General features: G+C 75.6%; 5 protein-coding genes. All 5 read right to left on the reverse strand.

Annotation, left to right across the window (positions count from 1 at the left end; genetic code table 11):
• Positions 1-41: 41 nt before the first annotated feature.
• The 5 genes from OHA84_RS30410 to OHA84_RS30430 all read right to left on the reverse strand — a co-directional run bounded on the left by OHA84_RS30410 (position 42) and on the right by OHA84_RS30430 (position 23,112).
• Positions 42-3,191 carry an amino acid adenylation domain-containing protein gene (locus OHA84_RS30410; RefSeq protein ID WP_266952358.1) on the reverse strand — a complete coding sequence of 1,050 codons (3,150 nt, stop codon included), beginning with the start codon at positions 3,189-3,191 and terminating at the stop codon, positions 42-44.
• Positions 3,188-8,851, reverse strand: a complete 5,664-nt coding sequence (locus OHA84_RS30415; protein WP_266968783.1) for a type I polyketide synthase — start codon at positions 8,849-8,851, stop codon at positions 3,188-3,190. The genes OHA84_RS30410 and OHA84_RS30415 overlap by 4 nt, the downstream gene beginning before the upstream one ends.
• 66 nt (positions 8,852-8,917) lie before the next feature.
• Positions 8,918-17,731: a non-ribosomal peptide synthetase gene (locus OHA84_RS30420; protein WP_266968781.1), complete on the reverse strand. Its 8,814-nt coding sequence runs from the start codon at positions 17,729-17,731 to the stop codon at positions 8,918-8,920.
• Positions 17,728-22,299: a type I polyketide synthase gene (locus OHA84_RS30425; RefSeq protein WP_266968779.1), complete on the reverse strand. Its 4,572-nt coding sequence runs from the start codon at positions 22,297-22,299 to the stop codon at positions 17,728-17,730. Before OHA84_RS30425 ends, OHA84_RS30420 begins: the two co-directional genes overlap by 4 nt.
• 75 nt (positions 22,300-22,374) lie before the next feature.
• On the reverse strand, positions 22,375-23,112 hold the full coding sequence (locus OHA84_RS30430) for an aspartyl/asparaginyl beta-hydroxylase domain-containing protein (protein ID WP_053678348.1): 738 nt from the start codon (positions 23,110-23,112) through the stop codon (positions 22,375-22,377).
• Between the last annotated feature and the right edge of the window lie 40 nt (positions 23,113-23,152).

Here is a 23,152-nt window from a genome sequence, read left to right on the forward strand (position 1 = left end):
TGTCTGCTCTGCCGGCCCGCGGCGCGACCCGGGACGTGTCGTCAGCCGGATTCGGGGAGGGCCTCGGCGAGGGCGGCCGTCAGTTCCCGGACCGTGGAGGCGTCGAAGAACAGCTCGATGTCCAACTCGGCGCCGAGTTCGGCCTGGAGCTTGGACGCCAGCCGCATCGCCCGCAGCGAGTCGCCGCCGAGTTCGAAGAAGTCGTCGTCGAGCCCGACCTCGGGCAGGGAGAGCACGTCCCGGAACAGCTTCGCGATCAGCTCCTCCCGCCCCCGTGCCTCCGCCGTGCCGGCGACCTCCGGCGCGGGGGCGTCGGGCGTCCCCTCCGGCGCGGGCAGCGGCGCCCGCAACGCGAGGAGGTCCGTCTTGCCCGCCGGCGTCATCGGCAGCTCGGCCAGCCCCACGAAGGTTTCCGGAATCATGTACGACGGCAGCCGGCGTCGCAACTCACCCGCCAACCAGGAAGGTTCGAGCACGGCGGAGCGGTCCGCCGGCACGGTCCACGCGACCAGTCGGCCGTCCCGCACGGCCACGGCGGCCCCCGCGACCTCGGTCAGGTCCAGGAGCACCGCCTCGATCTCGCTCGGCTCGATCCGGTACCCGCGCAGCTTCAGCTGCCGGTCGATCCGGCCGAGGACCTCCACCCGCCCGTCGGGCAGCACCCGGGCGTGGTCGCCGGTGCGGAACATCCGGGTCCGCCCCCCGGTGAACGGGTCGCCGACGAAGCGCTCCGCGGTGAGTTCGGGCAGGTTCCAGTAGCCCTCGGCGACCCCGTCGCCACCGATGCACAGCTCGCCCACGCAGCCGATCGGCAGCAGCCCGTCGGCCGGGTCGAGCACGCGCAGCACGGTGTTGGACAGGGGACGCCCCACGGTGACCCGCACGGTGTCCTTGCGGATCTCCTCCACGCTGGAGTAGACGGTGGTCTCGGTGGGCCCGTACATGTTCCACACGCTCGACCCGCGCTCGGTCAACGGGGCCGTCAGGTCCGGCGGGAACGCCTCGCCGCAGCTGTAGAGCCGCGGCCGGTCCACGCCCTGCCAACCGGAGTCGAGCAGCGCACGGTACCGGGAGGGGGTCGCCTGGAGGGCCGTGATGCCGTGCCGCTCGACGTACCGGTCCAGTTCGGTGCCGCTCAGCCCCAGCGAGCGGTGGCCGACGTGGACGGTCGCGCCGACGGCCAGCGGTACGAGCAGCTCGGCCAGCGAGGTGTCGAAGGTCAGCGTGGTGAGGGCCAGGAAACGGTCCTCGGCGGTGAGACCGGGGTGCCGGAACGCGAGACTGTCCACGAGGTTCGCGAGCGCCCGGTGGCCGACCGCGACGCCCTTGGGGTTGCCGGTGGAGCCCGAGGTGTAGATGAGGTAGGCGAGTCCGTCCGGGTCCGCGTCGGGCAGGGCCGTCGGGTCGGGTCGGGTGCCGTCCTCGCCGGCGCCGTGCGCGAGCGTCTCCCGGGACAGGTCGAGCACGGCGCCGTTCCAGGAATCCGGCCCGGGCAGCGGCGTGCCGTCGGTGAGCACCAGCGTGGGGGCCGCGTCCTTCAGTACGTACGCGATCCGGTCCGCCGGGTGCGAGGGGTCGAGCGGCACGAAGGCGGCGCCCGCCCGCGCGACGCCGAGCAGCGCGGTGACCAGGTCGGCGCCGCGGCCGAGGCAGACCGCCACCCGGTCGCCGGCGCGCACCCCGAGGTCGACCAGCCGCAGGGCCAGCGCCGTGGCCCGCGCGTCCAGCGCACGGTAGTCGTACGTGGTCGATCCGGCGACCACGGCCGGGTGGTCGGGGCGGTCGCGGACGGCCGCGCCGATCAGGTCGGCCAGGAACGCGCGCGGCGGGGTCCGGTCGATGTCGGTGCCGTTCCAGCGGTCGAGCTGGAGTGCGCGGACCGGCTCGGGGACGGCGAGGAGTTCGCCCACGGGCGTCTGCGGGCGGTCGGCGAACCGGGTGAGGACGGCCGCGACGTGGGCGAGGAGGGCCTCGGCCTCACCCTCGTCGAAGCGGGCCGAGTCCACGATCGCCTGAAGGTGGGTCTCCTCACCGGTCCGCACGACGAGGGTCACCGCGTAGTTCGTGCGGGTCTCGTAGCGGACGTCGGTGATGACCGCGCCGCCGGAGAGCGCGGCCCGTGACTCGTCCGGGTAGTTCTCGAACACGACCACGGAGTCGAAGAGCGCGACGCCCGGCTGGAGTCCGGCCCACCGCTGGACGTCGGTCAGCGGGGTGTGCTGGTGCTCCAGGATGGGGTGTCGGGCCTGCGCGTACCGCGAAAGCCAGGCGTCCGCGGGCAGTTCCGGATCGATCCGGGCGCGCGTCGCGACGGTGTTGATGAACATGCCGATCATCTCGCCGGCCCGCTCCAGGCCGGCGGGGCGGCCGGAGACGGTGACGCCGAACACCACGTCCTGCTTGCCGCTGTACCGGGCCAGGGTCCCGGCCCAGGCGGCCTCCACCACACTGCCGAGCGTGGTCGAACGGGACGCCGCGAGGGCCCGCAGCCGGTCGGTGGTCCCGGCCGGCAGGGTCGTGGAGACCCTGCGGTAGTCGCCGGACGGGCGGGCCCCGGGCCGGGTCCCGGGGAGCGTGAGGGTGGCCGGCTCCCGGTACCCGGCGAGGTGCCCGGTCCAGAACTCCCGGTCCCGGTCGGCGTCCTGGTCGCGCAGCCAGGCGATGTGGTCGCGGAACGGCGGCGGCGCCGGGCGACCCGGGTCCGCGCCGCCGAGCGTCGCGGTGACCTCCGCCATCAGCAGGGCGGCCGACCAACCGTCGAGCAGCAGGTGGTGGTAGGTCCACACGAGGAGGTGCTCGTCCGGGAGGCGCAGGACGAGCAGCCGCATCAGCGGGGGTCGGGTCAGATCGAAGGGCTCGCGGCGCCTGCGGTCCAGCTCGCCCGCGATCTCCGTGTCCCGCGCGGCCCCGTCGAGGTGCGACAGGTCACGGAAGTCGACGGGCACCTCGGCGGTCGGCAGGACCACCTGGCGCGGTGCGCTGATCCGCTCGTGGACGAAGGCGGTGCGCAGGACGGGATGTCGGGCGGCGGCGGCCTGCCAGGCCGCCGTGAGGCCTTCGACGTCGAGGTCCCCGCTGACGCGGAAGGTGGTGAGCTCCACGTAGAGGCCGTGCTCCGGAGAGGTCGTGCTGTGGAAGAGCATGCCCTCCTGGGCGGGCGAGAGCGGGTAGATGTCCTCGATGTTGTTCATTGCTTGTCCTCTCCGAACCCGAACAGGTTCATGACCTCTGCCAGGTCCTCGGTGCTGAGATCGGCGTCCGGGAAGGCGCCGGTGTCCGTGCGGGACGGTGTGTCGACGGCGGGGGCCGACCGGCCGGCCCCGGGTGTCCCGGACACCGCGCGTCCCCCGGACGCGGCCTCGGCCGCGTCGCGGAGGTGGGCGGCGAGGCCGCCCGCCGTCGGGTGGGCGAACAGGTCGCTCGGTGCCACGGCCAGGCCGATGCGCTGGAGTTCGGCGGTGATCTGCACGATGGTCAGGGAGTCCGCGCCCAGCTCGAAGACGCTGTCGTCGGCGCCGATCCGGGGCACGCCCAGCATCCGGGACCACACCCCGGCGATCCGCTGCCCGACGTCGTCGGGGTCCACGGGCCGCGCCGCGTCGGCCGGGGCGTCGGTGCGGGGGGCGGCCGCCGTGCCGACCGCCGGTCCGGCGGCCGTGCCGGGCAGCGGGTGCGTCCGGCCGGCGCGCGGGCTCACCAGTACGTGCGGCAGGTGGCGGTTGCCGAGGATCCGTTCGAGGGCCAGCAGACCCCGCCCGGTGGGAATGCCGTCGGTGTCCGCCGGCCGGCCGGGCGCACCCGGGCGGTCCGCGCCGGCGGGCGCGGTGACCGCGCGCAGCACGAACCCCTCGACCGTCACCAGCGGGGAACCGTCCGGCGCGGTGAGGAACACGTCCGCGACCAGGGTGTCGTCGGCGACGGGGTCGCCGGACCGCATCACCACGTGGGCGCGCAGCGCCGCGCCGAGCTCCCGGTGGACGATCATGCGCCGGTAGGCGACCGGCAGATGACGCCCCGACACGCCGGCCGCGGCGCCCGTCGCCACGTCCAGCAGCGCGGGGTGCAGCGGATGCGCCGCGAGGTCGCCGTGGAACGCCTCGGGCAGGCGCAGCGTCAGCACCGCCTCCGCGTCGCCCCGCCGGATCCCGTCGAGGCAGTCCCAGCGGGGTCCGGTGGCCAGTCCCACGGCGCCGGTCGGGATGCCGTCTCCGGTCGGGGCGTCCGGGCGCCGGACCGCACCGGCCGTGACCTCGGCTTCGAGGGCCGCCCCGTCGGGGACCGCCGGCTCGGGGGCGGGGCCGTCGTACGCGGCGATCCGGCCCTGGCCGTGCGGGCGGGCGGACGCGGACGAGCACACCTCCCAGTCGAGCCCGCCCCCCGCCGCGGGACGCAGTCGTACGGTCACCACCGCCGGGTCGGCCTCCGGAAGCCACAGCGGCCGGGTGAACACGGCGTCCAGCTCGACCGCCCCCGGACCCGCCACCAGGGCGTGCGCCGCGACGACGAGGTCGAGGAGCGCCGTGCCCGGCAACACGGGCTCGTCCGACAGCCGGTGTTCCGCGGACAGCCAGTCGGTGTCCGGGCCGGTGCGCAGCCTCAGCGCGGTCCAACCGTCCCCGCCGGTGTGACGGGCCTCGAACAGCGGGTGATCCAGTGGCTCGCCCGCCTCGTCCGGGGTGTTCCCGAGGGCGTGGCGCAACGCCATCCCGGTCTGCGACCAGCGGTCCCAGCCGATGGACACGAGGGTGTCGTCGGTGTGCGCGTAGCTGTCGAGGAAGGCGTTCGCGCCGCTGTAGTCGGCCTGCCCGGCGGCGTCGGTGACCGACAGGACCGAGGAACACAGCACGACGGCCGGGCGGTCGTCGGCCGTCAACCGGTGCAGCAGCAGGGTCCCGCGCACCTTGGGGGCCAGCACCCCGGCCACCTCCCGCCGGGTCCGCAACGCCATCGTGCCGCCCCCGGGCAGGCCCGCCGCGTGCACGATCCCGGCGATCGGGCCGTGCGCGGCGCGGATCCGCCCGAGGGCGGACTCCAGTTCCCCGGCATCGGTGACATCGCACTGCACGAGGCAGACGGCCGCCCCGTGCCCGGTCAGTTCGGCCAGGGCCCGGGCCTGCTCCGGCGGGCAGTCGGCGGCCGGCGCGGCGCCCGCGGGGCGGATCGTGGTCCAGCCCGGACCGTCCGGCACCGGGCGTCGGCCCATCAGCAGCAGCGTGCGCCCGCCGTCCCGGGCGAGGCGCCCGGCGACGGCCAGGCCGATGCCGCCGAGACCGCCGGTGACCAGCCAACTGCCGCCCGGAAGGGCCGTGACGGGCGAAGCCGACGCCTCGTCCCCGGGGAGCAGCGCGGGCCGTTCCCAGCCGGGCACGAGACGAGCCCGCCCCCGGACGGCGGTCAGCGGCGCCGCCGGCCCCGCCGCGCGCAGCTCGACGAGGACCGCGTCGGCGGCGCGTTCCAGCGCCGGGGCGTCGTGGGGCGCGCAGTCGAGATCGAGGGCGCCCAGGGTGAACCCGGGCAGTTCGCCGGGCAGCGCGCGTACGGCACCCATGGCCGTGGCGACCTGCGGGGAGCGGGGAGTACGGCCCTGCACACCGTGGGCCCCGTCGCTGACCAGCAGCATCCGTACCGGTCGGCCGGGGAAGGCGCCGCTGAGGGCCTGCGCCAGCTCGGCGGGCACCGTGAGGGCGAGCAGGGCGCCCCGCGCCACCTCGTCGGGGTCGGCGTGCTCCGCGTCGGGGGAGTCGACCGCCCAGCAGGAGACGACCGTGTCGATCACGTGGCCCCGGCCGGCCAGCTCACCGACCAGCGCGGTGAAGGCACCGGGGTCCTCGGGGTCGACGAACCGCCCGGGGGTGGCGCCGCCGGCGCGGACCGGGGCGGCGGGGTTGCGGGGGAGGGCCCGTACGGTGTGGACCTCGGCGCCCGCCCGGACGAGCCGCGCGGCGATCCGGTCGGCCAACCCGGCCTCGTCGGCCAGGAGCAGGACCGTCCCGGGAGCGCCGTGCGGGTCGGCGGCGGGCGGCGCCGCCTGCGACCAGGACGGCACGCGGAGCCACTCGTCGACCGAACCCCCGGACGCGGAGCCGTCGACGCCCCCGGCGGAAGCGGTGCCCGCGGGCTCCGACGCCCCGGGAAGGGACCGGTCGCCGCGAGGGGCAGCCGTCGGCGTGAACCAGTGCCGGGCCGGCTCGAACGGGTAGCCGGGCAGCGGCACGCGCCGTCGTCCCGCCCGCTCCCCGAGGGCGGGCCAGTCGACGGGCACCCCTCGCTCCCACAGCCCGGCGACGGCCGTCAACCGGGCCGGAGCGCGGTCGGCGCCCCGCGCCGCGCCGGGGTCCGGGGCGTACAGGGACGGCAGGACGGGCCGCTCGGCCCCCGGGCTCCGTCGGGCGAACCCCGACAGGGCCTGCCCGGGGCCCGCCTCGACGAGCACGGCTCCCTCCGGCAGGGCGGCGAGCGCGTCCGCGAACCGCACGGTCCGCCGCATCTGCCGCGCCCAGTACTCGGGCGACCGGGCCTCCTGCGGTGTCAGGGCGCGCCCCGTCAGGGTCGACACCACGGTGACGGCCGGCGCCTGGGCGGGCACCGAGGCCACCAGCTTCGTGAACTCCTCCACCAGAGGGTCCACGTGCCGGCTGTGGAAGGCGTGCCGGACCCCGAGCGGGCGGCCCGTCACCCCCTGGTCCGCCAGCAGCGCGGCGAAGCGGTCCACCGCGCCCGGATCACCCGCCACCACACAGCGGTCGGGCGCGTTGACGGCGGCGATCTCCGGCAACGGCCCCGACTCGGGACCGAGTTCCCGGCCGAGCCGGTCCAGGTGCGCCCGTGTCTCCCGTTCGGGGAGCGGTACCGCGAGCATGGCGCCCGGGGCCATGCCCGCCATCAGCCGCCCGCGTTCGGCGACCAGCCGGGCCGCGTCCCGGAGCGTGAACACCCCGGCGGCGCACGCCGCGGCGAACTCCCCGACGCTGTGCCCGACCAGCGCGACAGGGCGGATCCCCACGGCCGTCCACCACGCGGTCAGCGCGTACTCGACGGCGAAGAGCGCCGGCTGCGCCACCTCGGTGCGATCGAAGAGGTCCGGGTGCGCGGGGTCCAGCAGCAGCGCCCGGGGCGTCGCCCCCGTCCAGGGCTCCAGGGCCTCCAGCGCACGGTCCAGGGCCTCGCGGAAGGCGGGTTCCGTCTCGTACGCCTCGGCGGCCAGGCCGGGCGCCCCGGCGCCCTGGCCGGGGTACAGCAGGACGACGTCCGGCTCGCGGTCGGCGGCCCGGACGGGCCGGACCGCGGCGATCGGTCCGGCGGAGCCGCGGCGCGGCACGGGGACAGCGGCGCGCCAGGCGTGGGCGGTGCGCCCGATCTGGAGGGTGTGCGCGGCGTCGGACAGGTCCGGCGCGTCGGGCGCGGCGAGCGCGTCGTCCAGCCGGGCGGCGGCGCGCTCCAGGGCCTCGGGCGTGCGCGCGGACAGCGGGAGCACCTCCCACCCGGTGGCCTGCGGCGCGGGCCGGGCGGTGCGCGGCAGCGGCGGCGGGTCCTGGAGGATCACGTGCGCGTTGGTGCCGCCGATCCCGAAGGAGCTGACGCCCGCGATCCGTGTCCCGTCCGGACGGGACCAGTCCTCGGCCGCCGTCAGGACGCGGAACCCCGTCTCGGCCAGGCCGTCGGTCGGCCGCTCGAAGTGGGCGGTGGGGACGAGGGTGCGGTGGTGCAGACAGAGCACGGTCTTGATCAATCCGGCCATGCCCGCGCAGGTGTCCAGGTGCCCCACGTTCGACTTGACCGCGCCGAGCACCCGCTCCGCGTCGGGGTCGGCTCCGAAGACCTTGGCCAGGGCGGCCAGTTCGATGCGGTCGCCGAGCGCGGTGGCGGTGCCGTGCGCCTCCACGTAGGAGACCTCGTCGGCGGTGACCCCGGCGACCGCCTGCGCGGCCGAGATCACCCGGACCTGACCGTCCATGCCGGGCGCGGTGAACCCGACCTTGCGGGAACCGTCGTTGTTCACGGCGGAGCCCAGCAGCAGCGCCCGCACCGTGTCGCCGTCGGCCACCGCGTCGGCGAGCCGCTTGAGGACGACCGTGCCCACACCGCTGCCGAACACGGTGCCGGTGGCGGCCTCGTCGAAGGGCCTGCAGTGTCCGTCGGCCGACAGGATGCCGCCCTCGGAGTGCAGGTAGCCGTGCCCCTGCGCCACCCCCGCCGACACCGCGCCGGCCAGGGCCACGTCGCACTCGCCGCTGAGCAGCGCCTCGCTCGCCAGGTGCACGGCGACCAGCGCGGAGGAGCAGGCGCTCTGCACGCTCATGCTCGGTCCGGTCAGCCCGAGCCGGTACGAGGTCTGGGTGGCCAGGTAGTCCTTGTCGCCGGAGGCGAGCCACTGGACGTCCGCGCGGTCGCCCAGTTCCCCGGCGTGGGGCAACAGATGGTGCGTGAGGTAGGAGTTGAAGCCCGCCGACGCGTACACGCCGATCGAACCGTCGAAGCCCTCGGCCCGCAGGCCGGCGTCCTCCAGCGCGGTCACCGCGCACTGGAGGAACAGCCGGTGCTGCGGGTCCATGAGCGCCGCCTCGCGGGGCGGGATCCCGAAGTACTCGGCGTCGAACTCGTCGATGCCGTCCAGGACACCGCCCGCCGGAACGAACCTGGGGTCGGCCAGGCGCTCGGCCGGGACCCCGAGGGCCGCGAGTTCCCCGGGTGTGCGGAAGCCGACGCTCTCCCGGCCGTCCACGAGGTTCGCCCAGAAGGCGTCGGCGTCGCGTGCGCCGGGGAACCGGCAGGCGAGGCCGATGACGGCGATCGCGTCCGGCAGGTCCGCCGAATCGGCGGATCCCGGTTCCCTGGTGTCCTGAATGGTCATGCGGTGTCTTCTCCTTCGGGCGTTCTCGGCCGCGGATCGGACCGACCGGCGAGGTGCCGGTCGGTCTCAGTTGGCCGGCGAGGTGCCGGAGCCGCCTCGCCGGCGGGCGGCGCGGCGCCTCTCGTGGTGCTGCCTGCGGTCGGTGACCGACTCGTCGGCGGTGGTGCCGGTAGTGCCAGTGGTGCCGGTGGTGCTGCCGGTGACGGTGGGCGGTTCGGTGGCGGCCTCCGGATCGGCCGGACGCGTCGCGGGACGCACCACCGGTGCCGGGTCGGCCTCCGGTCGGTCGAGCAGGTCGGCGAGGTGGCGGATCGTCGGCCGGTCGAACATCTCGACCACCGACACCTCCCGGCCGAACTCCTCGGTGACCCGGCGCTGGACGCGGACGAGGTGGATGGAGGTGGCGCCCGACTCGAAGAAGTTCGTGTCGATGCCCAACTCCTGCCCCTCCAGAACCTCCTGCCACAACGCGATGAGCCGGTCGATGGTGCTGCCCGTCGGACGCGCCACCAGCACGGCCCGCTCGACAGGGGCGACCTCGGCCGCGACCGGTGCGGCCACCTCCGGCGGGGTCGCCGCCGGTGAGACCGCCCGCGCGGCCAGCGCCTTGCGGTCCACCTTCCCGTTCGCCGACAGCGGCAGCGCGTCGATCACACCGACCCGCTGCGGCACCATGTACCCGGGCAGCCGCGCGGCCAGTTCGGCGCGCAGCGTCAGTGCCCAGTCCCGCGCGTCGTCCGCCGGCCCCGAGGCCGGGGCGCCCGAGGGCGGGCCGCCCACCAGGGTGTGCAGCACGCTCTGGTCCTCCTCCAACCGCAACAGCGCGCGCAGCGGCTCCGCGTGCACGGCACCGATCGGACAGAGCCCGAGACGACAGTCGGCGGCCCGCTGACGCAGCACCTGCGCCATCGCACCGGCCTCCAACAGGCAGAACCCGCCGGACAGCTCGCCGTACACGGGTGTCACCGCGCGGTCGCGGGCGACGAGGAAGATCCCGAACCCGGCGCCCGCCACGAGCGCCCGGTTGGCCTCGGAGAACAGCGCCGGGTCCAGCGCCCGACCGGCGTCCGGACCCGCGTCCAGCGAGACCAGGGCCGGACCGGCGGGGTCGAGGTAGTACACGCCCGCCGGGATCCCGGTGACCCCGCCCGGCGCCACCGCGAGGTAGGTCTGCACGGGGTACAGCCCGCCCGCCGAGCCGAAGGCGTACCGGGGCACACCGTCGTCGTCCTGCCGGGCGAGCGCCGTCAGCAGCGCGTACACGTCGGCCGCGGGCACGGGGCCGGCGCCGAAGGACGTGGCCGCGCCCCGACCGGCGGCCGACGCCCGCAGGGCGAGCGTGTCGGCGGGCAGGACGAACGGGAGGATCTCACGCCCCGCGAGGTCGGCGCGACGGCCGGGCTGGCTCAACCGCCGCTCCAGCAGCCGGGCCTGCTCGGCGCCGAAGACACCCGAAGCGCCCGGCTCCACGCCCGCCCCGACCGCCGTGTCCGACGGCCGCGCCGCCGGGTCGGCGACCGGGCGCGCCGCGTCGAGGACCACGTAGGCCGCGAGGCGGGCGGCCGTGCCGTGGCCCTCGACCAGCGCCGCGGCCTCGCGCACCCCCTCGGTGCGCACGAGGGCCGCCTCGATCTCGCCCAGTTCGATGCGCATGCCGCGCACCTTCACCTGCGAGTCCTGCCGGCCGAGGAACTCCAGGTCGCCGTCGGGCAGCAGACGGGCCAGGTCGCCCGTGCGGTAGAGCCGCTCCCCGGTCACGGGGTGCGTGGGGAAGGCCCGCGCGGTCAGTTCCGGTGCGTTGCGGTAGCCCGCGGCCAGACCCACGCCGCCGATGAACAGCGCGCCGGGCAGTCCGGTCGGACGCAGCCGGAACGCCTCGTCCAGGACGTACATGGTCTGGTTTCGCATCGGCCGCCCGTACGGGATGCTCGACCGGTCCGGGTCGACGTCGCCGACCGGATGCAGCACCGACCAGATGGACGCCTCGGTGGCGCCGCCGAGACTGACGACCCGCGCCTTCGGGGCGACCTCCCGGACCTGGTCGGGCATGCCCACCGGGATCCAGTCCCCGCTGAGCATGACCAGGCGCAGGCTCTCGGCGGTGGCCGCGCCGTTGCCCGCCGTGTGGGCGAGCAGCATCTCCATGAGCGCGGGCACGGAGTTCCAGACGGTGACGCCGTGCTCGCCGACGAGCCGGTTCCAGCGCACCGGGTCGCGGTCCTCCCCGGGTCCCGCCAGCACCAGGGTGGCGCCGGCGGCGAACGTGCCGAAGAGGTCGTACACGGACAGGTCGAAGCCGAGCGAGGACAGCCCGAACAGCCGGTCCTCGGAGGTCACCCCGAAGCGCTCGTTGATGTCGACGACGGTGTTCAGGGCGCCCCGGTGATCGGTCATCACGCCCTTGGGGTCCCCGGTCGAACCCGAGGTGTAGATCACGTACGCGAGGTCGCGGGGATCCGTCGCCACCGGTTCGAGCGCCGCGTCGCGGCCGGCGGACGCGAGGGCCTCGTCGAAGCGGACGACGGCGACGCCGTCCGGGACGCGCTCGTGGACGGACGCGGCCGGGGGCACGAGCAGGGCCGAGGCGCCCGCGTGCCGCAGCGAACCGGCGATGCGGGCCGCCGGCAGACCGTCGTCCAGCGGGAGGTAGGCCGCCCCGATCCGGAGCACGCCGATGGCCGAGGCGATCTGCTCCCAGCCCCGGTCCGCGAGGACGCCGACCAGGTCGCCGGGGCGGACCCCGGCCGCGCGAAGGGCGTGGGCGACGGCCCGGGAGGCCTCCTCCAACCCGCCGTAGGTGAGGGTGCCGTTCGCGGCGATCACGGCGGTACGGCCGGGCGAGCGGCGGGCCCGGTCGAGGAACGGCTCGTGCAGCAGCCCGTCCGGGAGCGGCCCGTCGGTGGCGTTCAGCTCCCGGTACCGGGCGACCTGGTCGTCGGGGAGCACCTCGCGGTGCGGGTCGCCCCAGGCGTCGGCGTCCGTCGCGAGCGCGGTCAGCAGGCCGGTGTACGCGCCGAACATGTCGTCCAGCGTCCCCGGCGCGAACAGCGCCTCCACCGCGTCCCAGGTGAGCCGCAGCCGGCCCTCGTCCTCGCTGATCTGGTGGTCGAGCCAGACCTGCGGGGTCTGGGTGATGGTGTGCGCGACCCGGGCCCCGAGCCCGGCCGGCGGGGTGCCGCCCGCGTCGGCCGCGCCGAGTTCGCTGGTGAACACGACGGGCATGGCCGCCGCGGCCACCCCGCGCCGGCGGGCCAGTTCGCCGGCCACGCGCACGCCGCTGACGAGCTGGTGGTCCAGGTCCTCCCAGAGCCGCTCCTGCACGGCGCGGGCCCGCTCCTCGAAGGAGCCGCTGGTCGCGCGGTCCACCTCCAACAGGCTGAGCGCGGTGAAGTCGCCGACCAGCGTGTTCAGTTCGGGATGGTCGCCGACCCGGTTGAAGAGGGTCAGGTTGAGGGTGAAGCGGTCGCTGGACGACCAGGTGCCGAGCACGGTGGCGTACGCGGCCAGGGCGAGCGCCGACGGGGTGATCCGGGCGGCGGCGGCCCGCGCCTTCAGCCGGGACCACAGCTCGGCCGGGAGGTGCGCCTCGCGCCGCCGGAACCGGGTCTCGGCCAGTTCCCCGAGCTGCTTGACGAGCGGCAGCGGCGGCGCCGGCGGCAGGGTGTCCAGCCGCTCGCGCCAGTAGGCGAGGTCACGCTCGTGCCCGGGCCCCGTGCGTCGGGCCTGCTCGGCCATGACGTAGTCGCGGAAGGACAACTCCATCGCGTGCGGGACGAGTTCGCCCCGGTAGACGGCGAGCAGCTCGCGCAGCAGGATCTGGACGCTGCCGCCGTCCGCGATGAGCGTGTCGATGCTGAAGTGCAGCCGGGCCGCGCCCCCGTCGGTGTGGCTCGCCCGGATCTGGAACAGCGGCCAGGTCTCGGCGGGCAGCACGTGGTGGGACATCGTGTCGCGGATCGCCCGCAACCGGGTCTCGCGCTCGGCGGCCGGCAGCGCGCGCAGGTCGGCGCGCTCGATGCGGTAGTCGGGCACCTCGGGGAGGATGCGCTGGGTGCCGTCCGTGTCGACGACCAGGCGCAGGGCGTCGTGGCGTCGGACGAGGGACCGCCAGGCGCCTTCCAGACGGTCCAGGTCCACGTCGTCGACGTCGAGTTCGACGAACAGGTGGCAGGACACGTCTCCGCCGACGGCGCCGCTGCGGCCGATCCAATAGGCGCGCTGCACCTCGGTGAGGGGGAACGGTTCGTGCCGGGTCGCCGGGTCCGGCAGCAGCGCCGCCGGTCGCTCCGACCGCTCCGTGTCGTCGCCGGGGTCGGCGGCGCCGTCCGCCCGCGCGTCCACGCCGCGGGCCAGGGCCGAGACGGTCGGCGCCTCGAACAGCGTGCGCAGCGGGAGCCGGGTCGAGAACGCGCGCCTGATCCCGGCGACGACCTGGGTGGCGAGCAGCGAGTGGCCGCCCAGTTCGAAGAAGTCGTCGTGGACGCCCACCCGTTCGACGCCGAGGGCCTGCTGCCAGATCGCCGCGATCCGCTCCTCGGTGGGGGTGGAGGGCGCGACGTACGCGCCGCCGACGGCGCGGTCCGTGTCGGGCGCCGGCAGCGCTCCCCGGTCCACCTTGCCGTTGCTCGTCAACGGCAGCGCGTCCAGCACGACGAACCGCGAGGGCACGAGGAAGCCGGGCAACCGGGCGGCCAGCGCGGCACGCAGGTCGGCGGCGGCCGGAGGGGAGTCCGGGGAATCGGGCACCACGTACCCGATCAGGGACGCCCGGGCGGTGCCGAGCCCGTGCGCGGTCACCACGCTCTGGCGGACGCCGGGCACGGCGGTCAGCGCGGCCTCGACCTCGCCGGCCTCGATCCGGAAACCGCGGATCTTGAGCTGGTCGTCGTTGCGGGCCAGGTACTCCAACCGGCCGTCGGGCCGCACCCGGACGACGTCACCCGTGCGGTACAGGCGGGCCTCGGCCGATCCGGCGCCGTCGGGGCGGGACGCCGCGGCGGGCTCCGGCACGAAGCGCTCGGCGGTGAGTTCCGGGCGCCCGAGGTAGCCCGCGGTCACGCCCGCGCCGCCGATGTACAGCTCGCCGGGCACGCCGACGGGCGTGCGGCGGCCGTGGTCGTCCAGGACCCGTACGGTCGTCCCCGCGACGGGGCGGCCGATGGTGACGGCGCCCGACACCGGGTCCACGGTGTCACTGGTGGACCACACGGTGGTCTCGGTCGGCCCGTACATGTTCAGCAGCGAGCCGGTGAGGTGCTCGTGCAGCCGGCGCGCGAGGTCCGCGTCCAGGGCCTCCCCGCCGAGCAGGAGTCGGCGCAGCCCGCCGAGCGCCGCCGCGTCCGGTTCGTCCAGCAGGACGCGCGCCAGCGACGGGGTGCACTGGAGGTGCGTCACGCCGTGGGCGCGGATCAGCGAGGTCAACGGGACCTCCTCCGCGTCCGGTTCCCCGGACTCCGTCGCGCGGGCCTCCGGTTCGGACCGGTTCAGCGCCCGCGAACGCAGCGCGGCCAGGCCGGTGAGCGCGCGGAGCGCCGCGTCGGGGTCGACACCGAAGTCGACGAGGCAGGCGACCTCGTCGACGCCCGCGCCCGCGAGCCGCCCCAGGAGGGGCAGCCGATCCTCGACGGTTCCGATGAAGGAGCCGTCCGTGAGGTAGCGGGCCGCCGCGTGGTCGAGCAGGGCCTCCTGGTCGTCCGCGCTGAAGTCGTCGGCGCGGACGTCGATGCCGAGGGTGGCCGCCATCTTCTCGATCAGCCCGACGGAGGACCGCAGGTAGTCGCGGAACGGCTGCCGGGCGTGCGCCCGCACGTCCTCCGCGTCGTCCCCGATGAACGTGTGCAGCATCAGCGTCACGTGCGGCTCACCCGCGTGACCGGCGCTCCGCCAGGCCTCGCGGTAGATCGCGATCCGCTCGGTCAGCTCCTCGACGCTCTGGCCGAGCAGGTGCGTGAGCAGCCGCGCGCCGATCTCCCCGGCCTTGCGGCAGGTCTCGGGATTGCCGGACGAGGTGAGCCAGAAGGGAAGTTCGGGCTGGACCGGGCGCGGCATGACCGCCACGTCCACGCTGCGGCCCGAGGGCCCCTCGAAGGCGACCCGGTCGCCGCGCCACAGCCTGCGCACCTCGTCGATGCCCTCGACCATGAGCTTCTGCCGGTCCTCGTACGCGTCCTTGGCGAGGACGAAGTCGTCCACGTGCCAGCCGGAGGCGAAGGACAGACCGACCCGGCCCCCGGACAGGTTGTCGACGACCGACCACTCCTCCGCGACCCGGACGGGATGGTGCAGCGGCAGCACCACGCTGCCGGCCCGGATCCCGATCCGTTCGGTGCTCTGCGCCAGGGCGGCGGCCAGCACAGACGGCGCGGGATAGGACCCGCCGAACGCGTGGAAGTGCCGCTCCGGCAGCCACACGGAGCTGAAGCCGTGCGTGTCGGCGAACCGGGCGCCCTCCATGAGGAGCCGGTACTGGGCCGGCCCCGGGGCGTGCGCCTCGGAGTCGCTGGAGAAGTAGAAGAGGCTGAACTCCGGTACGACGACGGGCGCGGCCGTGGTCGGCGCGGGCTCGGCGGCCCGGCGCGCGACGCCGGTGGAGGTCCCCGCGTCGGGGCTCACGACCACCCGGTGACCGCGGCTGATCGTCCACAGCAGTTCCAGCACGGAGATGTCGAAGGAGACGCTGGTGACGGCGAGCCAGGTGATCGGCTCGGCGTCCGCCCCGCTCGCGCCCCGCGCGTCGTCCCGGCCCGTGACGATCCGGTCCATCGCGGCGAGGAACGCCGTGAGGTTGCGCCGGAGCACCACCACGCCCTTGGGCCTGCCGGTGGAACCCGACGTGTGGATGACGTACGCGGGGGCCTCGGGGTCGTGCGACCCGCCGTCGGCGGCGGGCGCGGACGGCACCGTGTCCGTGTCGGCCGCGTCGAGGTCGAGCAGCGGCGCCCCGGAGGGCACGGCGTCCCGGGTCCCGGCGTGCACCAGCACGGCCGAGGGGGAGGCGTCCTCCAGGACGAAGCGGATCCGCTCCGCCGGATAGCCGGGGTCGAGCGGCAGGTACGCGGCCCCGGCCCGGAGCACGGCGAACAGCGCGGCGACGAGATCGGCGCCGCGCCGCAGACAGACGCCGACCCGGTCCCCGGGACGGACGCCCGCGGCCAGCAGCCGGGCCCGGATCTCCTCGATCCGCGCGTCGAGCGCGCCGTAGGCGAGCGCCGGCCCGTCGGGGTCCGAACCCGACAACAGGGCCGGTGCGTGCGGCCGTTCGCGCACGGCGCGGGCGAGGGACACGAGCACGTCCTCGGCGTCCGCGGGCAGCGGTCCGCCGTCGCCGGCGAGCGCCGACAGCGCCTCCTCGGCGGGAGTGAGCGCCAGCAGCTCGGAGAGCGGCAGCGACGGGTCGGCCGTACCGCGCCGCAGGACGCGTTCCAGGGTCTCGGTCCAGGACCGCACGGTGTCCGCGTCGAACAGGTCGGCGCTGAACTCGCAGACCCCGGTGGTGACCTCTCCCGAGCGGGCGAGTTCGAGACTGAGGTCGGTGCGGCACAGCCCGTTGTCGAGGTCGACGAGTTCGACGGCCACGTCGGGCAGCGAGATCGCGGGAGCGGGCACGTTCCGGTAGCCGAACTGCACCTGGTAGAGCGGCGCGTGGCTCAGATCGCGATCCGGGCTGAGATCGCGGACCAGACGCTCGAAGGGCACCTCGGCGTGGGCGAGGGCGCCCAGCGCGGTCTCCCGCGCCCGGCCGACGAGCTCACCGAACGTGGGGTCCCCGGCCAGGTCGGTGCGCATCACCAGGGTGTTGATGAACATGCCGACCATGCCACCCAGTTCCGGACGGTCCCGACCGGCCGTCGGCACGCCGACGACCACGTCCTGCTGTCCGGAGTGCCGCATCAGCACCGCCTGCCAGGCGGCGAGCGTCACCATGAAGGGCGTGGCCCGAGCCTGCCGGGCGGCCTCCTCGATGCCCTCCGTCAGCTCCCGGTCCAGGGTGAGGTGCACCCGACCGCCGCGGTGCGAGGGGGTGGCGGGGCGCGGACGATCGCCGGCCAGGGAGAGCAGCGGAGGGGCGTCGGCGAGCCGCTCGCGCCAGTAGTCGAGCGGCCGCGCCAGCGCCTCGTCGGTGAGCTCGACGCGCTGCCGCGCGGCCCAGTCGCCGTACTGGACGGGCAGCGGCTCGCGCCCGCCCCGCGGGCCGCCGGCGCCGCCGGGCAGGCCGTCACGGAACGCGCGGTAGCCCGCGCACAACTCCTCCACCAGGACGGCGCGCGACCAGGCGTCGCCCACCATGTGGTGGTTGACCACGACCAGCAGGGCGCGGTCCGGCGCGGAGCGGATCAGCACGGCCCGGAAGAGCCGCTCGCCCTCCAGGTCGAAGGGCCGGCGGGCCTCCCGCTCGGCGAACTCCCGCTCGGCGGCGTCGATTCCGTCGGCCGCACCGGGATCGAGGTCCACCACCGTGAGTACCGGCTCCGACCCCGGACCCGAGACCGGCGCCGGGTCCAGCACCCGCTGTACCGGCCGCTCGCCCGAGGGGTCGACGACGGTGCGCAGCGCCTCGTGTCGGACCACGAGGCCCTTCAGCGCCGCGTCCAGCGCCGCCCGGTCCAGCGGACCGGTCAGCCGCAGCGCCACGTACTCGTTGAACACTCCTAGCCCCGGAGTGAGTTGATCGAGGAACCACAGTCGTTCCTGGCCGAAGGAGAGCGGCGCGGGGACATCCGCGTCCCGCCGCGGTGTCACCGGCACGGCGACCGGCGCGGTCGGCGCGGTGGCGTTCCCCCGGGTACGTGCCTCGAACCTGGCGCGCTGTTCCGGAGTGAGCCGGGCCAGGCGCTCCGCGCGTCCGGCGTCCGCCGGGGGGCGGCCTGCTGAGTCGGTCACTGGTTCTCCAGGTCGGCGAGAATACGGTCTTCGATGTCCACGGCGAGATCGGCCACACGGCCGCCCTCGAAGAACGCCCGGGCGGGCACGTCCACCCCGAACTCGGCACGCAACCGCGCCACGACCTGCGCGGCGAGCAGCGAATGACCGCCGAGGTCCAGGAAGTCGTCGTGGATGCCCACCCGGTCGATGCCGAGCATCTCGCCGTAGATCTCGGCGAGGCGCTCCTCGGTCGGCGTGCCCGGCGCGGTGTAGGCGGTGGCCAGCTCCGGGCGCGGCAGCAGGGTGGTCGAGGGGCGGGCGGCGGTCGGTTCGGCGGTCAGCCGCAGCGTTCCGTCGTCCGTGACCTCCGCGCCCGCGCGGGCCACCACGCCCTGTCCGCCGGGGCCTTCGAGCAGCGCGGCGAACGCCCGCGTCCCCTGGGCGGGGGTGAGGGCGCCCGCGAGCATGCGCTCCTGGAGGGCGCGCAGGTCGGCCGGGACCTCGGCGTCGCTCGCCATGCCGACCGAGGCCCACATGTCCCAGTTCACCGTGATGACGCGACGTTCGCCGCGCGCGTCCTCGGCCTCGCCGGCCGCCGCGAGGTAGCCGTTGGCCGCCGCGTAGTCGGCCTGCCCGTAGGTGGGCACGAGGGTGGCCAGCGAGGAGCAGAGCAGCAGCGTGCCCGCCTCGCCCGGCCGCAGGGCGGCGAGCAGGTTGCGGATGCCCGCGGTCTTGGGGGCGAACACCGCGCGGGCCTCGTCGTCGTCGCGCAGTTCCACGGAACCGCCGCCGGGGACGCCGGCCGCGTGCACGACGCCGTCGATGCCGCCGAAGGTCTCGCGCACGCGGTCCAGCGCCTCGGCGAGGGAGTGCGCGTCCGCGACGTCCGCCCGCAGGCAGAGCACCTCGGTGCCCCGCGCCCGCAGGTCCCCGACGAACTCCGCGGCGGGCCCCTCGTCCTCGTCGGTGACCGGGTGCCGGCCCAACAGGGCGATACGCGCTCCGGCCGTACGGGCCAGATGGCCGGCCAGCGTGCGACCGATGCCGCCGAAGCCGCCGGTGACGACCCAGACCGCGCCGGGCGCGGACCCGGCGGACGACGCGGGGGCGACGGGCCGGGTGGGCTCGACGGCGCGGGTGAGCAGGTCGGCGCCGCGCAGCGCGAGCAGCCGGGCCGGGGCGGCGACGACCGCCCGGAGCACGTCGAGGGCCGACTCGGCGTCGAGCCGGGCGCCCGGGGCGAGGTCCACCTGGGCGCACCGGAGGTTGGCGTACTCCTCGGGCAGCACCTGCACCGGGCCGCTGAGCAGGGCCGCCGCGGGGTCGGGGCGCTCGCCGTCGAGGACGCGGAACGCGCCGGCCGTGAGGACCCCGAGGCGCACGTCGTTGACGACGCTCGCCTCGGTCATGGCGCGGGCTAGCCGGACCAGGCCGAAGTACCCCTGCGTCCCGTCGTCGGCGGCGGGCGCGAGGCCCCAGCCGTGGACGATCGCGGTGGGGGTGCGGACCAGCCCGCGCAGGTCGGCCAGCAGTTTCGCGTACTGGCTCGGGTCGCCCGGGTCGATCTCGTACACGCCGCGGCGCACCCGACGGTACTCGGGGCCGGGCCGCACGACGGTGACGATCTGTCCCCGCGCCGTGATCAGGTCGATCACCGGCTGCGTGGCGCCCTCGGCGTCGCACAGGACCAGCCAGGTCTGGCGGCGCGCGAACGGGTCCGCCGGCACCTCGACCCCGGGGCCGAGCGGACGCCACACGATACGGGCGTGCACCGCGTCGGCCTCCGACGCCCCGGCCGGGGCGGTGGCCGGGGACGCGGCGCTCGCGGCCGGGGCGGCCGGGCCGGGCTCGATCCAGTGCGGCAGCCGCTCGAAGGGGTAGCCGGGCAGGCCCGCGAGGCGCGCGTCGGCGCCGACGGGCTCCCAGACGACGGGGGCGCCGTGGGCCCACAGCCCGGCGAGGGAGAGGACCGCGCTCGCCGGCTCGTCGTCGGCCGAGCGGCGCCCCCGCGAGGGCAGCGGCGCCGGCGCGAGACGAGGGGCACCGGTCCGAGCCGCGGCGGCGTCCTCGGCGGGGCCCGCGCCCGCGGAGCGGACCAGGTCGGTGAGCACGCTGCCGGGGCCGTTCTCCACCAGCACCAGGTCCTCGTCCAGGGCGAGGAGCCGGCCCAGGCCGTCGTGGAACCGCACGGGGGAGAGCATCTGCCGGGCCCAGTAGGCCGGGTCGCCGGCCTGCTCCGCGGTGATCCAGTCGCCGGTGACCCCGGAGAGGAAGGGGATGCCCGGGGCGTGCAGCGGCACGGCGGCCAGCTCCTCGGCGAACCGGGCGGCGGCCGGCCCGCACGGGGCGCCGTGGAACGCCCGGTCGACGGGCAGGCGCAGCGCGCGCACGTCCCGCTCGGCGAGCGCGGCGGCGGCCCGCTCGACGGCGTCATGCGTCCCGGACAGGACGGTGGCTGCCGGGCCGTTGACGGCGGCGAGGTCCAGTCCGTGCGCGGCGGCGATCCCCGCCGCCTCCGCCTCGCCCAGGGGCAGCGCGAGCATGGCGCCCGGCGGCATCTCCTCCATCAACCGGCCCCGGGTCGCGGCCAGCGCGAGCGCGTCCGGGAGCGCGACGACCCCCGAGAGCAGCGCGGCGGTGAACTCGCCGAGGCTGTGACCGAGCAGCGCGGTCGGGCGGACACCCCAGTGCGTCCACAGCCGGGACAGGGCGTACCCGAGGGCGACCACGGCGGGCTGCACGATCGAGGTGCGGCGCAGTTGATCCGCGTCACCGTCCCGCAGCAGCTCTGTCAGGTCGGCGCCGAGGTGCGGGCGCAGGATCCGCGCGCACTCGTCGAGCGCCTCGCGGAACACCGGGTGCGCGCGGTGCAGGCCGTCGGCGGTGCCCGGCACGAGGGCGGCCTGTCCCGGCAGCAGGAAGGCCACGGGCGCGTCGTCGCGCCCGGTGCGGGCGCCCACGCGGTCGCGGCGGTCGCCGCCGCGCAGGGCGGCGACGGCCCCGGCGGTGTCACGGGCGAGGACGACCCGGCGGTGCGAGAGCCGGCGCCGGCCGTCGCGCAGGGTGCGCGCGACGTCGGCGAGGGCGAGTTCGGGGTGCGCGGCGAGGTGGTCGGCGAGCCGGCCGGCGACGCTGTCGAGCGCGGTGGAGGTGCGCGCCGACAGCGGCAGCGCGACCGGTACGTCGACCGGCGCCCCGGCCGGTGACGCCCCGGCCGGGGCGTCGGCGGTCGCGGGCGCCTGCTCCAGGATGACGTGGGCGTTGGTGCCGCCGATCCCGAAGGCGCTGACGGCGGCCCGCCGCGGACCGTCGGTGACCGGCCAGTCGGTGAGGTCGGTGGGCACGAAGAACGGACTGCCGGACAGCCCGACGCCGGGCTCCGCGGCGTCGACGTGCAGGCTGGCCGGGATCCGGCCGTGGCGCAGCGCCTGGACGGCCTTGATGAAGCCGGTGATCCCGGCCGCGGTGTCCAGGTGGCCCAGGTTCGACTTCACCGAACCGAGTCCACACCAGGCCCCGGGCGCGGCGTCCGGCCGGTCGTCGGCCGCCCGGTAGGCGGCCGTCAGGGCCTCGACCTCGATGGGGTCCCCGATGGGCGTGGCCGTGCCGTGGCCCTCGACGTACCCGATGCTGCGCGGGGCCACGTCCGCGACGGACAGGGCCTCGCGGATCACGGCGCTCTGCCCGCTCACGCTCGGCGCCGTGTAACCGGCCTTGTCGGCGCCGTCGTTGTTCACGGCCGAACCGAGGATCACGGCGTGCACGCGGTCCCCGTCGGCCAGCGCGTCGGCCAGCCGCTTGAGGACGACGACGCCCGCGCCGTTGCCGAAGACCGTGCCGGCCGCGTTCGCGCCGTACGGCTTGCAGTGGCCGTCGGCCGACTCGATGCCGCCCTCCACCGGCAGGTAGCCGGAGCGGTGCGGCACGGTGACCGTCACGCCGCCCGCGAGCGCCATGTCGCACTCCTGGGAGAGCAGGCTCTGCACGGCGAGGTGCACCGCGACCAGCGAGGTGGAGCACGCGGTCTGCACGCTCACCGCCGGACCGCGCAGATTGAGCTTGTACGCGGCCCGGGCCGCCAACTGGTCGGGCTGGTTGCCCTGGAACAGCAACGGCACGCCCAGCTTCTCCCGCAGATCGGTGCGGGGCAGCAGGTTGTGGATGAGGTACGTGCTCAGCAGCGAACCCGCGTACACCCCGATAGGGCCGGCGGCCCGGTCGGGGTCGCACCCGGCGTCCTCCAGGGCGGCCCAGGCGGTCTCCAGGAAGACGCGCTGCTGGGGGTCGATGACGGAGGCTTCCAGGGCGCCGTAGCCGAACAGCGTCGAGTCGAAGCCGGCGACGTCGTCGAGGACGCCCTTCGCCGGCACGTAACGCGGGTGGGTGTACTCGGACTCGGCGACGCCGTCGGCGCGCAGCTCCTCGGCGGAGAACCGGCTGACCGCCTCGGTGCCCGCCGCCAGCAGCTCCCAGAGCGCGTCGACGGAATCGGCTTTCGGGAACCGGCCCGCCATGCCGACGACGGCGATCCGGCCTTCGACGTCGGCCCGGTCATCGGGTTCCGGCAGAAGCTGCTGTGCGTTCAAGATGTTCTCCGTCAGGGGTGGGTGCGGCGCCACGCCGGTGCGTGGGTTCGGTGGGACGGTCGGGATCGGCCGGTGTCAGACCGCCATCAGGTAGCTCTGGAACCGGGGCATGAGGAACTCCAGCGCCCGCACCTCGGCCTCGGTGAGCTCCGGGTGCCACACGTCCCAGAGCAGGACCGCGCGCTGCTGCGTGCCGCGGTTCTCCGCCTCGTGGATGAAGCTGTCGTCGAAGAGGATGACCTTGCCCTCCTCCCAGCCCCGCTCGTCGTCGCCGACCGTGATCACACAGCCGTCCGGGACGATCAGCGGGAGGTGGGCGGTGAGCAGCAGGTTGACCCCGCCCGTGTGCGGGGTGATGTGGACGCCCGGGTTGAGGATGGTGAACATGCCGTCGCGCGGCCCGTGAGGGGTCGACTCCACGGCCTTGACGGTCTCGGGACAGCGTTCGAGGACCTCGTCCCGCCAGGTGCCGTTGCGGTAGAGCTGGTAGGTGTCCCAGCCCTGCCAGCCCAGTTCCTTCGTGTACATGTCCTCGTACGGGGCGAACCGGGCCTGCTCCGAACGGAGCGCCAGGAACTCCGCCTTGATCGACTCGTACGAGGCCTCCATCCCGGCCGTCCAGGGCTGGGCCGCGGCGTCGTGCCACGGAAGGGCGCTGATGCCGGGGAAGAACAGCCGGGTCGGCTCCTGGTCCTCGTGCAGGTACTCCGGGGCCTGCTCGCCCACGAGGATGCGCAGGCACTCCTCGACGCGCTCCAGCCCTCCGGAACCGACCGCGTTGCGCAGCTCCGCCATCACGTCAGCGACGTCCATGTCAACCTCTCTCGTCTTCTGCTCTGTTGGGTACGCGTGT

Origin of the sequence: Streptomyces sp. NBC_00513 (assembly GCF_041431415.1) — a bacterium.
GTDB lineage: Bacteria > Actinomycetota > Actinomycetes > Streptomycetales > Streptomycetaceae > Streptomyces.